The following is a 14,665-nucleotide window of genomic DNA, read 5'->3' on the forward strand; positions in this document are numbered from 1 at the left end:
TGGGATAACCGCATTGTCTGCGGTTGCGCTGTGAGTGCGTCGTGTTATCATCAAGGCAGACCGGTTACATCCCCCTAACAAGCTGTTTAAAGAGAAACACTATCATGACGGACAAATTGACCTCCCTTCGTCAGTTCACCACCGTGGTGGCCGACACCGGAGACATCGCGGCAATGAAGCTGTACCAGCCGCAGGATGCCACAACCAACCCTTCTCTCATTCTTAACGCAGCACAGATCCCGGAATACCGTAAGCTGATTGACGATGCCGTTGCCTGGGCGAAACAGCAGAGCAGCGATCGCGCGCAGCAGATTGTTGACGCGGCCGACAAGCTGGCGGTGAACATTGGTCTGGAGATCCTGAAACTGGTTCCGGGCCGTATCTCCACCGAAGTTGACGCTCGTCTGTCCTACGACACCGACGCGTCTATCGCCAAAGCAAAACGCATCATCAAGCTCTACAACGACGCGGGCATCAGCAACGATCGCATCCTGATCAAACTGGCGTCTACCTGGCAGGGGATTCGTGCTGCTGAACAGCTGGAAAAGGAAGGTATCAACTGTAACCTGACTCTGCTGTTCTCCTTCGCGCAGGCGCGTGCTTGTGCGGAAGCGGGTGTATACCTGATCTCTCCGTTCGTGGGCCGTATTCTTGACTGGTACAAAGCCAATACCGACAAGAAAGAGTACGCTCCGGCAGAAGATCCGGGCGTGGTTTCCGTTACGGAAATCTACGAATACTACAAACAGCACGGTTATGAGACAGTGGTGATGGGCGCGAGCTTCCGCAACGTCGGTGAAATTCTGGAGCTGGCGGGTTGCGATCGTCTGACCATCGCTCCGGCGCTGCTGAAAGAGCTGGCAGAAAGCGAAGGCGCTATCGAACGTAAACTGTCCTTCTCTGGCGAAGTGAAAGCGCGTCCAGAACGCATCACCGAGTCTGAGTTCCTGTGGCAGCACAACCAGGACCCGATGGCGGTAGACAAACTGGCGGACGGTATCCGTAAGTTTGCTATTGACCAGGAAAAACTGGAAAAAATGATCGGCGATCTGCTGTAATCATTCGGCGTGACCAGACAGGTTTCTGGTCACGCTACCTCTTCTGAAACCTGTCTGTCCTTCCCTTTGCAGTGTATCATTCTGTTTAACGAGACTGTTTAGACGGAATAATCATGAACACCTTACGTATTGGTTTAGTTTCCATTTCTGACCGCGCGTCCAGCGGCGTATACCAGGATAAAGGCATTCCTGCTCTTGAAGAGTGGCTGGCCTCCGCGCTGACCACCCCTTTTGACGTACAAACCCGACTGATCCCGGATGAGCAGGCGATCATTGAGCAAACGCTGTGTGAGCTGGTGGATGAAATGAGCTGTCACCTGGTACTGACGACGGGCGGTACGGGACCGGCGCGTCGTGATGTCACGCCTGACGCGACTCTGGCCGTCGCCGACAGAGAAATGCCCGGCTTTGGCGAGCAGATGCGCCAGATCAGCCTGCACTTTGTTCCTACGGCGATCCTTTCCCGCCAGGTTGGTGTGATCCGTAAGCAGGCACTGATCCTGAACTTACCGGGGCAGCCAAAATCCATCAAAGAGACCCTGGAAGGGGTGAAAGATGCCGAGGGTAAGGTTGTTGTGCCGGGAATTTTCGCAAGCGTACCGTATTGTGTACAGTTGCTTGAAGGGCCTTATGTGGAAACCGCAGCGGAAGTGGTAGCATCTTTCCGCCCGAAAAATGCCAGATGCGACATAAACGCCTGAAGTTGGCCTTTCTGTGACATAAATTACGCAGGTGGTGGAGTATTGAATTGTTTACGATATAGTAATTTTTGATTTACACATATCGATAAGCGCCCTCAATAACTCCACTGACTCATGGTTTGCTATGTCACGACACACACGACCTCTGAATCGCCAGGATTATAAGACTCTTTCACTTGCCGCTCTCGGCGGCGCGCTCGAGTTTTACGACTTCATCATCTTTGTTTTCTTCGCAGCGGTTGTGGGCGAACTATTTTTCCCCGCCGATATTCCTGAATGGCTTCGTCAGGTTCAGACGTTTGGGATCTTCGCCGCCGGTTATCTGGCGCGCCCGCTGGGCGGCATTATCATGGCGCACTTTGGCGATCTGGTAGGGCGCAAGAAGATGTTCACCCTGAGTATTCTATTGATGGCTGTTCCAACGCTGGCGATTGGCCTGCTGCCGACTTACGCCTCAATGGGCATCCTTGCGCCGTTGTTATTGCTGCTGATGCGTATTTTGCAAGGCGCAGCGATTGGCGGCGAAGTGCCGGGAGCGTGGGTGTTTGTGGCTGAACATGTGCCGGAGCGCCGTATCGGCATCGCCTGCGGCACGCTGACTGCGGGACTGACGGTCGGTATCCTGCTTGGCTCTGTCGTGGCGACGCTGGTGAATACCAGTATGACCCAGCAGGCGGTGCATGATTATGGCTGGCGTATTCCCTTCCTGCTCGGCGGCGTATTTGGTCTGATTGCGATGTATTTACGTCGTTGGTTGCAGGAAACGCCCATCTTCCTTGAAATGCAGCAGCGCAAAACGCTCGCGCAGGAATTGCCCGTCAAAGCGGTAGTGGTGAAACATAAAAAAGCGGTGGCGATTTCGATGCTGCTGACCTGGTTGTTATCGGCCGGCATTGTCGTCGTGATTTTGATGTCGCCGGTCTGGTTGCAAAAGCAGTACGGGTTTGCGCCCGCGTTAACTTTACAGGCAAATAGCGTGGCGACCATTATGCTGTGCGTGGGATGCCTGCTGGCAGGGTTCATTGTCGATCGGGTTGGCGCCAGCAAAACCTTTATTGTAGGCAGTTTTCTGCTGGCCTGCTCAAGCTGGATCTTCTATCACCTGTCTGGCGCGCATCCCGAGCAGTTGTTTTTATTATACGGGCTGGTGGGGCTGTGTGTTGGTGTTGTTGGCGCGGTGCCGTACGTAATGGTGCGAGCCTTCCCGGCGGAAGTGCGTTTCACCGGCATCTCTTTTTCTTACAACGTCTCGTATGCCATTTTTGGCGGCCTGACGCCAATTGCGGTCACCATGTTGATGGGCGTGTCGCCAATGGCGCCGGCCTGGTATGTGCTGGCGTTGTCACTGGTGGGGCTGGGGTTGGGCGTCTGGTTGCGACAGGATATTTATTATCGCGATGCGGATGTGCAGGCAGAATTACAACAGCTGTAAAAATTATCCCCCCGGTCGGGGGGATAACGGAAGATTAGTGCGCTTCACCGATTGGCAGGATGGTGCGGTCAAACTGTTCGTTCAGCACTTCGCCCATCGCCAGGTAAATGGCGCTGGCGCCACACACTAAGCCAATCCAACCCGCAACGTGGATCACCGCTTCATTACCCGCGATGTTGCCGAAGGCCAACAGGGCGAACAGTACGGTCAGGCTCAGGAAGACAAACTGTAGCGCGCGAGCGGCTTTCAGCGTGCCAAAGAACATGAACAGTGTGAACACGCCCCACAGCCCCAGGTAGGCGCCCAGGAACTGCGCGTTCGGCGCTTCTGTCAGACCCATTTTCGGCATTAACAGGATCGCGACCAGCGTCAGCCAGAAAGAACCGTAAGAGGTAAATGCGGTTAAGCCGAAGGTGTTGCCTTTTTTATATTCCAGCAGGCCAGCAAAAATTTGCGCGATACCGCCGTAGAAAATGCCCATCGCCAGAATAATGCCGTCTAAAGCGAAGAAACCCGCGTTGTGCAGGTTAAGCAGAATGGTGGTCATGCCGAAGCCCATCAGGCCCAGCGGAGCCGGGTTAGCCAACTTAGTGTTGCCCATAATTCCTCAAAATCATCATTAATCGAATGGTGAAATAGTTTCCCCGAACAACCGATACCGTATTCGGGGCGCGGCATGATAATCAGGGGAATAGAGGCTGTCTATGATCTAATAGGGGGAAAATGAAATATTTCCCCTTGTGATGACGATCACGGAAGAAAAAGGCTTAACCGTCGCGCTGGCAGAGGTGTTTTCCATATGCCCGGTGAAGAAAATTATCGTTTTTCGCAAAAAAAATTTTTCATGCCCCCCTTGATGACGTGGGTTACGACCCCATCTTGTAGTCAACCGCAGTGAGTGAGTCTGAAAAAAAACGATTCAGGGTAGTTGAAACCGCACGTTTCGCCCTTATTACAGATTCACAACCACATGATGACCGAATTTTTAGTGGAGACGTTTAGATGGGTAAAATTATTGGTATCGACCTGGGTACTACCAACTCTTGTGTAGCGATTATGGATGGCACAACTGCACGTGTGCTGGAGAACGCCGAGGGCGATCGCACCACGCCTTCTATCATTGCTTATACCCAGGATGGTGAAACTCTGGTTGGTCAGCCGGCTAAACGTCAGGCAGTGACAAACCCGCAAAACACCCTGTTTGCGATTAAACGCCTGATTGGCCGCCGCTTCCAGGACGAAGAAGTTCAGCGTGACGTTTCCATCATGCCGTACAAAATCATCGGCGCCGATAACGGCGACGCATGGCTTGATGTGAAAGGTCAGAAAATGGCACCGCCGCAGATCTCTGCTGAAGTGCTGAAAAAAATGAAGAAAACCGCAGAAGATTACCTGGGCGAACCGGTAACTGAAGCTGTTATCACCGTGCCTGCTTACTTCAACGATGCTCAGCGTCAGGCAACGAAAGATGCCGGTCGTATCGCAGGTCTGGAAGTAAAACGTATCATCAACGAACCGACCGCCGCCGCGCTGGCTTATGGTCTGGATAAAGAAGTCGGCAACCGTACTATCGCGGTTTACGACCTCGGTGGTGGTACTTTCGATATCTCTATTATCGAAATCGACGAAGTTGACGGCGAAAAAACCTTCGAAGTTCTGGCAACCAACGGTGATACCCACCTGGGTGGTGAAGACTTCGACAGCCGTATGATCAACTACCTGGTTGAAGAATTTAAGAAAGATCAGGGCATTGACCTGCGTAACGACCCGCTGGCGATGCAGCGTCTGAAAGAAGCGGCAGAAAAAGCGAAAATCGAGCTTTCTTCCGCACAGCAGACCGACGTGAACCTGCCGTACATCACCGCAGATGCCACCGGTCCGAAACACATGAACATCAAAGTGACTCGCGCGAAACTGGAAAGCCTGGTCGAAGACCTTGTGAACCGTTCCATCGAGCCGCTGAAAGTCGCGTTGCAGGATGCTGGCCTGTCCGTATCTGATATCAACGACGTTATCCTCGTTGGTGGTCAGACGCGTATGCCGATGGTGCAGAAAAAAGTGGCGGAGTTCTTTGGTAAAGAACCGCGTAAAGACGTTAACCCGGACGAAGCTGTTGCTATCGGCGCAGCGGTGCAGGGCGGCGTACTGACCGGTGATGTGAAAGACGTTCTGCTGCTGGACGTTACCCCGCTGTCTCTGGGTATCGAAACCATGGGCGGCGTAATGACGGCGCTGATCAGCAAAAACACCACTATCCCGACCAAGCACAGCCAGGTGTTCTCTACCGCTGAAGACAACCAGTCTGCGGTAACCATCCATGTGTTGCAGGGTGAGCGTAAACGCGCGTCTGATAACAAATCTCTGGGTCAGTTCAACCTGGATGGCATCAACCCGGCGCCGCGCGGTATGCCGCAGATCGAAGTCACCTTTGATATCGATGCTGACGGTATCCTGCACGTTTCCGCGAAAGACAAAAACAGCGGTAAAGAGCAGAAGATCACCATCAAGGCTTCTTCTGGTCTGAACGAGGACGAAATTCAGAAAATGGTTCGCGATGCTGAAGCGAACGCAGAATCTGACCGTAAGTTCGAAGAGCTGGTTCAGACGCGTAACCAGGGCGACCATCTGCTGCACAGCACGCGTAAGCAGGTTGAAGAAGCGGGCGATCAGCTGCCAGCAGACGACAAAACGGCTATCGAGTCTGCACTGAGCGCGCTGGAAACGGCGCTGAAAGGCGAAGACAAAGCGGCTATCGAAGCGAAAATGCAGGAACTGGCGCAGGCTTCCCAGAAACTGATGGAAATCGCTCAGCAGCAGCATGCACAGCAGCAGGCTGGCGGCGCTGACGCTTCTGCAAACAACGCGAAAGATGACGATGTTGTCGACGCTGAGTTTGAAGAAGTGAAAGACAAAAAATAATCGCCCTTTGAACGGGTAAAATACTGGCACGGGCGAAGAGGGTTCCTCTCCGCCCGTGCACGCATGTTAGGGGCAGATAAAAAAAAGATGGCTAAGCAAGACTATTACGAGATTTTAGGCGTTTCCAAAACAGCGGAAGAGCGTGAAATCAAAAAGGCGTACAAGCGCCTGGCCATGAAATATCACCCGGACCGTAACCAGGGTGATAAAGAGGCCGAGGCCAAGTTCAAAGAGATCAAGGAAGCCTACGAAGTTCTGACCGATGCGCAAAAACGTGCGGCATACGATCAGTACGGGCACGCCGCGTTTGAACAGGGCGGTGGTGGATTTGGCGGCGGCTTCGGCGGCGGCGCTGACTTCAGCGATATCTTTGGTGACGTTTTCGGCGATATCTTTGGCGGCGGACGTGGTCGTCAGCGCGCAGCGCGTGGTGCTGATTTACGTTACAACATGGATCTCACCCTGGAAGAAGCCGTACGTGGCGTGACCAAAGAGATCCGTATTCCGACGCTGGAAGAGTGCGACGTTTGCCACGGCAGCGGTGCGAAAGCAGGCACTCAGCCGCAGACCTGTCCAACCTGTCATGGTTCCGGCCAGGTGCAGATGCGTCAGGGCTTCTTCGCCGTGCAGCAAACCTGCCCGCACTGTCAGGGGCGCGGTACGCTGATTAAAGATCCGTGCAACAAATGCCACGGTCATGGCCGCGTAGAGAAAACCAAAACCCTGTCGGTTAAAATCCCGGCGGGTGTGGACACAGGCGATCGTATTCGTCTCTCCGGCGAAGGTGAAGCGGGCGAGCATGGCGCGCCAGCGGGCGATCTGTACGTTCAGGTGCAGGTGAAGCAGCACCCGATCTTCGAGCGTGAAGGCAACAACCTGTATTGCGAAGTGCCGATTAACTTTGCAATGGCAGCGCTGGGTGGTGAGATTGAAGTCCCGACGCTGGATGGCCGTGTGAAGTTGAAAGTGCCGCACGAAACGCAAACCGGCAAGCTGTTCCGTATGCGCGGAAGAGGCGTGAAATCCGTACGCGGCGGCGCGCAGGGCGATCTGCTGTGCCGTGTTGTGGTCGAAACGCCGGTAGGTCTGAACGAGAAGCAGAAGCAGTTGCTGAAAGATCTGCAAGAAAGCTTCGGTGGCCCGACAGGCGAGAAAAACAGCCCGCGTTCGAAGAGTTTCTTCGACGGCGTGAAGAAGTTCTTTGACGATTTGACGCGTTAATCACCGTTGTTACATTGCATAAAAAGCCCGGGATTGCACAATCCCGGGCTTTTTTGTTTGTCGGCGGTGATGATTTTATTTCGTAAAAACCGAATATTTCACCATAAATAATCTAATTTTAACGATAGATCATGCGAGGTAAGATAGACGCCACGAGGTTTGATTATATTGAGAGAATAAAAAGTGAAACACCTGCATCGTTTTTTTAGCAGTGATGCCTCCGGGGGCATCATTCTCATTATCGCCGCCGTGCTGGCTATGCTGATGGCGAACAGCGGATTCACCAGCGGATGGTATCACGCCTTTCTGGAGACGCCCGTTCAGCTGCGGGTCGGGGCGCTTGAGATCAACAAAAATATGCTGCTGTGGATCAACGACGCGCTAATGGCGGTATTTTTCCTGCTGATTGGTCTGGAGGTCAAGCGCGAGCTTATGCAGGGTTCGCTTGCCAGTTTACGTCAGGCGGCGTTTCCGGTGATTGCCGCCATTGGCGGTATGATTGTTCCGGCGCTGCTCTATCTGGCTTTTAACTATTCCGACCCGATTACGCGCGAAGGCTGGGCGATCCCGGCGGCAACGGATATTGCTTTTGCGTTGGGCGTATTGGCCTTGCTGGGCAGCAGGGTGCCGCTGGCGTTGAAGATATTCCTGATGGCGCTGGCTATTATTGACGATCTGGGCGCGATTGTGATCATTGCGCTGTTCTATACCAGCGATCTTTCGATGGTCTCGCTGGGGGTGGCGGCATTTGCGATTGTGCTTCTGGCCGTGCTGAACCTGTGTGATGTCAGACGAACAGGGGTTTATATCCTGGTCGGCGTGGTGCTGTGGACTGCAGTATTGAAATCTGGCGTCCATGCCACTCTTGCCGGGGTGATCGTCGGCTTCTTCATCCCATTGAAGGAGAAGCATGGCCGTTCTCCGGCGAAGCGTCTGGAACATGTGCTGCACCCGTGGGTGGCGTATCTGATTCTGCCGCTGTTCGCCTTCGCCAATGCGGGCGTCTCGCTACAGGGGGTAACGCTTGACGGGCTGACCTCAATACTCCCACTGGGGATCATTGCCGGGTTGCTGATCGGTAAACCGCTGGGGATTAGCCTGTTTTGCTGGCTGGCGCTGCGTCTCAAACTGGCGAAGCTGCCGGAAGGAACACGTTTTCAGCAAATTATGGCGGTCGGTATTCTGTGCGGGATCGGTTTTACGATGTCGATTTTCATCGCCAGTCTGGCGTTTGGTAGTGTAGATCCGGCACTGATTAACTGGGCGAAGCTGGGGATTTTGATTGGTTCTCTGCTTTCGGCAGTGATCGGCTATAGCTGGTTACGTACACGTTTAAGCCCGGTGGTCTGAGTGGGGACAGAGGGTTAGGGGGGCTGATGTGGCCCCCCCTTGCGACACAGATCAGGGAGAGGAGTGAGCATGTCTCATATTAACTACAACCATCTTTATTATTTTTGGCATGTGTATAAAGAAGGTTCCGTTGTCGGGGCGGCAGAAGCGCTTTACCTGACGCCGCAAACCATCACCGGTCAGATCAAAGCCCTTGAGGAGCGCTTGCAGGGAAAATTATTCAAGCGTAAAGGGCGTGGGCTGGAGCCCAGTGAATTAGGGGAACTGGTGTTTCGCTATGCGGACAAAATGTTTACCTTAAGCCAGGAAATGCTGGATATCGTTAACTACCGCAAAGAGTCTAACCTGCTGTTTGATGTCGGCGTGGCGGATGCGTTGTCAAAACGTCTGGTCAGCAATGTGCTGGACGCGGCCGTGGTTGACGACGAACAAATTCATTTGCGCTGTTTTGAATCCACCCATGAGATGCTGCTTGAGCAGCTTAGCCAGCATAAGCTGGATATGATTATCTCGGATTGCCCAATCGACTCTACCCAGCAGGAAGGGCTGTTTTCGGTGAAAATAGGTGAATGCAGCGTGAGCTTCTGGTGTACGAAACCGCTGCCTGCAAAACCCTTCCCGGCGTGTCTGGAAGAGCGTCGGCTGCTGATCCCTGGCCGTCGCTCTATGCTCGGTCGCAAATTATTAAACTGGTTTAATTCGCAGGGCTTAAATGTCGAAATCCTCGGCGAGTTTGATGATGCGGCGCTGATGAAAGCGTTTGGCGCTACCCACAATGCGATTTTCGTCGCGCCGACGCTCTATGCGCATGACTTTTACGCCGATGAATCGATCGTTGAGATTGGCCGTGTGGAAAAAGTCATGGAAGAGTACCACGCTATTTTTGCCGAGAGGATGATTCAGCACCCGGCCGTACAGCGCATTTGTCACGCGGATTACTCGGCGCTATTTAGCCACAAAGGGTAAGCGCTACAGGCCGGATAAGGCGTTTGCCCGCCATCCGCCAGACATAAAAAAACCCGCTTGCGCGGGCTTTTTTACAAAGCTGATAACGAGCGGGCGATTAAGCCAGTTTGTTGATCTGTGCAGTCAGGTTTGCTTTATGACGTGCAGCTTTGTTTTTGTGGATCAGACCTTTAGCAGCCTGACGGTCCACGATCGGTTGCATTTCGTTAAATGCTTTCAGTGCAGCAGCTTTGTCGCCAGCTTCGATAGCTGCGTATACTTTCTTGATGAAAGTACGCATCATAGAGCGACGGCTTGCGTTGTGCTTACGAGCCTTTTCAGACTGAACGGCGCGCTTCTTAGCTGATTTGATATTAGCCAAGGTCCAACTCCCAAATGTGTTCTATATGGACAATTCAAAGGCCGAGGAATATGCCCTTTTAGCCTTCTTTTGTCAATGGATTTGTGCAAATAAGCGCCGTTAATATGGCGGCACTCGTTACGTAGTGATGGCGCAGGATTCTACCAGCTTGCGGGTCGTGAATACAGCTTTTCCACGATAAAAATTACATTGAATGGGCAGTTTCTTGTTCTGATTTGCCCCATAACAATGAAAACAATCTTCTTTATGTTTCACAGGGGCAATCGTCGGTTAACCTTGACCGCTGTACAAGGTATACTCTGACGATTTTCACTGTTTTGAGCCAGACATGAAGCTGATACGCGGCATACATAATCTCAGTCAGGCCCCGCATGGGTGTGTGCTGACTATTGGTAATTTCGACGGTGTGCATCGTGGCCATCGTGCATTGCTGCAGGGCTTGCGGGAAGAAGGGCGCAAGCGGGGTTTACCAGTGATGGTAATGATTTTCGAACCGCAGCCGCTGGAACTCTTCGCTACGGAAAAGGCCCCTGCGCGCCTGACCCGCCTGCGGGAAAAACTGCGTTACCTGGCGGAATGCGGCGTGGACTACGTGCTGTGCGTACGCTTCGATCGCCGCTTTGCCGCCCTGACCGCACAAAACTTTATCAGCGATCTGCTGGTGAAGCGTCTCGGCGTGCGGTTCCTCGCTGTCGGTGATGATTTCCGTTTTGGCGCTGGTCGCGAAGGCGATTTCTTGTTATTACAGAAAGCCGGAGCGGAGTACGGTTTTGACATCACCAACACGCAGACCTTTTGCGAAGGTGGCGTACGAATCAGCAGTACGGCCGTGCGTCAGGCGCTGGCGGAGGACAACCTGCCGCTGGCTGAAAGTTTGCTGGGGCATCCATTTACCATCTCCGGGCGTGTCGTCCACGGCGATGAGTTAGGGCGCACCATTGGTTTCCCGACGGCGAATTTACCGCTGCGTCGTCAGGTCTCCCCGGTAAAAGGGGTTTATGCGGTGGAAGTGATGGGGCTGGGTGATAAACCCATGCCTGGCGTTGCCAATATCGGCACGCGTCCGACAGTGGCAGGCGTACGCCAACAGTTAGAAGTGCATCTGCTGGACGTTGTAATGGACCTCTATGGTCGCCATATAGATGTAATACTGCGTAAAAAAATACGCAACGAACAGCGATTCGCATCGCTGGATGAACTAAAAGCGCAGATTGCGCGTGATGAGTTAACTGCCCGCGATTTTTTTGGGCTATCAAAACCGGCTTAATGCCTATACGAGTTTTAAATACGGAACCGAGAATCTGATGAGTGACTATAAATCAACCCTGAATTTGCCGGAAACAGGGTTCCCGATGCGCGGCGATCTCGCCAAGCGTGAACCGGGAATGCTGGCGCGTTGGACCGATGATGACCTGTACGGCATCATTCGTGCGGCCAAAAAAGGCAAAAAAACCTTCATTCTGCATGATGGCCCTCCTTATGCGAATGGCAGCATTCATATTGGTCACTCGGTTAATAAGATTCTGAAAGACATTATCGTGAAGTCCAAAGGACTCGCGGGATTTGACTCGCCTTACGTTCCGGGCTGGGACTGCCACGGTCTGCCGATCGAGCTGAAAGTCGAGCAGGAATACGGTAAGCCGGGCGAAAAATTCACGGCTGCGGAATTCCGTGCGAAGTGTCGCGAATACGCCGCCACCCAGGTTGACGGCCAGCGTAAAGACTTCATCCGTCTGGGCGTGCTGGGCGACTGGTCGCATCCGTATTTGACGATGGACTTCAAAACTGAAGCCAACATCATTCGCGCGCTGGGTAAAATCATCGGCAACGGCCATCTGCATAAAGGCGCGAAACCGGTGCACTGGTGCGTGGACTGCCGTTCCGCGCTGGCGGAAGCGGAAGTTGAATATTATGACAAAACGTCTCCGTCTATCGACGTGGCGTTCCACGCCGCTGACCAGGATGCGGTGAAAGCGAAGTTTGGCGTTTCCAGCGTCAACGGCCCGATCTCGCTGGTTATCTGGACCACCACCCCGTGGACGCTGCCTGCGAACCGCGCGATCTCTCTGGCGCCGGATTTTGATTACGCGCTGGTACAAATTGACGGCCAGGCGCTGATTCTGGCGAAAGACCTGGTGGAAAGCGTGATGCAGCGCCTTGGCGCGGCTGACTATACCATCCTCGGCACCGTAAAAGGCGCGGAGCTGGAGCTGTTGCGCTTTACCCATCCGTTTATGGACTTCGACGTTCCGGCTATCCTCGGCGATCACGTCACGCTGGATGCCGGTACGGGGGCGGTGCATACCGCGCCTGGTCATGGCCCGGACGACTATGTCATCGGTCAAAAATACGGTCTGGAAACCGCTAACCCGGTCGGACCGGACGGCGCTTACCTGCCAGGCACGTATCCGACGCTCGATGGTGTGAACGTTTTCAAAGCGAACGATATCGTCGTTGCGCTGCTGCGTGAAAAAGGCGCGCTGCTGCACGTTGAGAAGCTGCAACACAGCTATCCGTGCTGCTGGCGTCACAAAACGCCGATCATCTTCCGTGCGACGCCGCAGTGGTTCGTCAGCATGGATCAGAAAGGCCTGCGCGAGCAGTCGCTGAAAGAGATCAAAGGCGTACAGTGGATCCCGGACTGGGGTCAGGCACGTATTGAATCAATGGTTGCGAACCGTCCTGACTGGTGTATTTCCCGTCAGCGTACCTGGGGCGTGCCGATGTCTCTGTTCGTACATAAAGACACCGAAGAGCTGCACCCGCGCGCCATCGAACTGATGGAAGAAGTGGCGAAGCGCGTTGAAGTGGACGGCATTCAGGCATGGTGGGATCTCGATCCGAAAGAGATCCTCGGCGACGACGCTGACCAGTACGTAAAAGTGCCGGATACGCTGGACGTCTGGTTTGACTCCGGTTCGACGCACGCTTCTGTGGTCGATGTGCGTCCTGAGTTTGCCGGTCATGCGGCGGATATGTATCTGGAAGGTTCCGACCAGCATCGCGGCTGGTTCATGTCCTCCCTGATGATCTCCACTGCGATGAAGGGCAAAGCGCCGTACCGTCAGGTACTGACCCACGGCTTCACCGTGGATGGTCAGGGCCGCAAAATGTCCAAATCCATCGGTAACACCGTTTCTCCGCAGGATGTGATGAACAAACTGGGCGCGGATATTCTGCGTCTGTGGGTGGCGTCTACCGACTACACCGGCGAAATGGCCGTTTCCGACGAGATCCTGAAACGCGCTGCCGACAGCTATCGTCGTATCCGTAACACCGCGCGCTTCCTGCTGGCGAACCTGAACGGGTTTGATCCGGTAAAAGATATGGTGAAACCGGAAGATATGGTGGTGCTGGATCGCTGGGCGGTGGGCTGCGCGAAAGCGGCGCAGGACGATATCCTGAAAGCCTACGAAGCCTATGATTTCCACGAAGTGGTACAGCGTCTGATGCGCTTCTGCTCCGTTGAGATGGGCTCGTTCTACCTCGACATCATCAAAGACCGCCAGTACACCGCGAAAGCCGACAGCGTGGCGCGTCGTAGTTGCCAGAGCGCGCTGTACCATATCGCAGAAGCGCTGGTGCGCTGGATGGCGCCGATCATGTCCTTCACCGCAGATGAAATCTGGGGTTATCTGCCAGGCGATCGTGAGAAGTACGTCTTTACCGGTGAGTGGTATGAAGGTCTGTTTGGCCTGGCCGCGACTGAGCCGATGAACGATAGTTTCTGGGACGAGCTGCTGAAAGTGCGTGGCGAAGTGAACAAGATTATCGAGCAGGCGCGTGCGGATAAGAAAGTCGGTGGTTCTCTCGAAGCGGCTGTCACCCTGTACGCTGAACCGGAACTGGCGGCGAAGCTGACTGCACTGGGCGATGAATTACGATTTGTCCTGTTGACCTCTGGCGCGAAAGTCGCTGACTATGCGGAGGCTTCTGCTGATGCGCAGCAGAGCGAACTGCTCAAAGGGCTGAAAGTCGCGTTGAGTAAAGCCGAAGGTGAGAAGTGCCCACGCTGCTGGCACTACACCACGGATGTCGGCAAGGTAGCGGAACACGCAGAGATCTGCGGCCGCTGTGTCAGCAACATCGCCGGTGATGGCGAAAAACGTAAGTTTGCCTGATGAGTAAGCCTCTTTGTTCAACAGGACTGCGCTGGCTGTGGCTGGTGGTGGTCGTGCTGATTATCGATTTAGGCAGCAAGTACCTGATCCTCCAGAACTTTGCTCTGGGGGATACGGTGTCGCTGTTCCCGTCGCTTAATCTGCACTACGCGCGCAACTATGGTGCGGCGTTTAGTTTCCTCGCCGACAGCGGCGGCTGGCAGCGCTGGTTCTTTGCCGGTATCGCCATCGGTATTTGCGTTATCCTGATGGTGATGATGTATCGCTCGAAGGCGACGCAAAAGCTGAACAACATCGCTTATGCGTTAATCATTGGCGGTGCGCTGGGCAACCTGTTCGACCGTCTGTGGCACGGCTTCGTTGTCGATATGATCGACTTCTATGTTGGCGACTGGCATTTCGCCACCTTTAACCTGGCCGATAGCGCGATTTGTATCGGTGCGGCGTTGATTGTGCTGGAGGGTTTCCTGCCGAAAAAGCAGGCGTAATAAAATGCCGGATGGCGGCGTAAACGCCTTATCCGGCCTACAAAATAG

The 14,665-nt window shown here is 53.9% G+C and carries 13 protein-coding genes; 11 read left to right on the forward strand and 2 right to left on the reverse strand.

The window, feature by feature from the left end; genetic code table 11:
* Window positions 1–104 precede the first annotated feature (104 nt).
* From tal to OGX75_RS20270, 3 genes are all read left to right on the forward strand, one after another.
* Entirely contained in the window at window positions 105–1,058 is a 954-nt protein-coding gene (gene tal / locus OGX75_RS20260) for a transaldolase (RefSeq protein WP_012134163.1), read from the forward strand.
* Window positions 1,059–1,171: 113 nt separating this feature from the next.
* The gene (gene mog / locus OGX75_RS20265; protein ID WP_286451539.1) at window positions 1,172–1,759 is read left to right on the forward strand and encodes a molybdopterin adenylyltransferase; all 588 of its coding nucleotides are present in this window, start codon (window positions 1,172–1,174) and stop codon (window positions 1,757–1,759) included.
* A 124-nt stretch (window positions 1,760–1,883) separates the two neighbouring features.
* Window positions 1,884–3,191: an MFS transporter gene (locus OGX75_RS20270; RefSeq protein ID WP_012134161.1), complete on the forward strand. Its 1,308-nt coding sequence runs from the start codon at window positions 1,884–1,886 to the stop codon at window positions 3,189–3,191.
* Between the two features lie 34 nt (window positions 3,192–3,225).
* Here the strand turns inward: OGX75_RS20270 and satP are convergent, their stop codons facing one another.
* A complete protein-coding gene (gene satP / locus OGX75_RS20275; RefSeq protein WP_286451540.1) occupies window positions 3,226–3,792 on the reverse strand; it encodes an acetate uptake transporter in 567 nt (188 codons plus the stop codon).
* Between the two features lie 401 nt (window positions 3,793–4,193).
* On the opposite strand from satP, the gene dnaK reads away from it, so the two are divergent.
* From dnaK to nhaR, 4 genes are all read left to right on the forward strand, one after another.
* Window positions 4,194–6,110 (forward strand): molecular chaperone DnaK, encoded by a 1,917-nt coding sequence (gene dnaK / locus OGX75_RS20280; protein WP_012134158.1) that lies wholly within the window; start codon window positions 4,194–4,196, stop codon window positions 6,108–6,110.
* Window positions 6,111–6,197: 87 nt separating this feature from the next.
* Complete coding sequence (gene dnaJ / locus OGX75_RS20285; protein ID WP_047463780.1) at window positions 6,198–7,331, forward strand: molecular chaperone DnaJ; 1,134 nt, start codon at window positions 6,198–6,200, stop codon at window positions 7,329–7,331.
* A 183-nt stretch (window positions 7,332–7,514) separates the two neighbouring features.
* On the forward strand, window positions 7,515–8,681 hold the full coding sequence (gene nhaA, locus OGX75_RS20290) for a Na+/H+ antiporter NhaA (RefSeq protein ID WP_012134155.1): 1,167 nt from the start codon (window positions 7,515–7,517) through the stop codon (window positions 8,679–8,681).
* 69 nt (window positions 8,682–8,750) lie between these two features.
* Window positions 8,751–9,647 (forward strand): transcriptional activator NhaR, encoded by an 897-nt coding sequence (gene nhaR / locus OGX75_RS20295; RefSeq protein ID WP_286451541.1) that lies wholly within the window; start codon window positions 8,751–8,753, stop codon window positions 9,645–9,647.
* Window positions 9,648–9,744: 97 nt separating this feature from the next.
* Here nhaR and rpsT read toward each other — a convergent pair whose 3' ends face one another.
* Window positions 9,745–10,008 (reverse strand): 30S ribosomal protein S20, encoded by a 264-nt coding sequence (gene rpsT / locus OGX75_RS20300; RefSeq protein WP_001518655.1) that lies wholly within the window; start codon window positions 10,006–10,008, stop codon window positions 9,745–9,747.
* Window positions 10,009–10,110: 102 nt separating this feature from the next.
* On the opposite strand from rpsT, the gene OGX75_RS20305 reads away from it, so the two are divergent.
* From OGX75_RS20305 to lspA, 4 genes are read left to right on the forward strand one after another with little or no spacing between them, the layout of a single operon-like run.
* A complete protein-coding gene (locus OGX75_RS20305) occupies window positions 10,111–10,311 on the forward strand; it encodes a DUF2575 family protein (RefSeq protein WP_049008862.1) in 201 nt (66 codons plus the stop codon).
* A gap of 25 nt (window positions 10,312–10,336) precedes the next feature.
* Window positions 10,337–11,275 (forward strand): bifunctional riboflavin kinase/FAD synthetase, encoded by a 939-nt coding sequence (gene ribF / locus OGX75_RS20310; RefSeq protein ID WP_012134153.1) that lies wholly within the window; start codon window positions 10,337–10,339, stop codon window positions 11,273–11,275.
* Between the two features lie 37 nt (window positions 11,276–11,312).
* Complete coding sequence (gene ileS / locus OGX75_RS20315) at window positions 11,313–14,129, forward strand: isoleucine--tRNA ligase (protein ID WP_286451542.1); 2,817 nt, start codon at window positions 11,313–11,315, stop codon at window positions 14,127–14,129.
* Window positions 14,129–14,617 (forward strand): signal peptidase II, encoded by a 489-nt coding sequence (gene lspA / locus OGX75_RS20320; protein ID WP_047459022.1) that lies wholly within the window; start codon window positions 14,129–14,131, stop codon window positions 14,615–14,617. Before ileS ends, lspA begins: the two co-directional genes overlap by 1 nt.
* The last annotated feature ends 48 nt before the right edge of the window (window positions 14,618–14,665 follow it).

Source organism: Citrobacter sp. CK199 (assembly GCF_030333285.1).
In the GTDB taxonomy this organism is placed as follows: Bacteria; Pseudomonadota; Gammaproteobacteria; order Enterobacterales; family Enterobacteriaceae; genus Citrobacter_B; species Citrobacter_B koseri.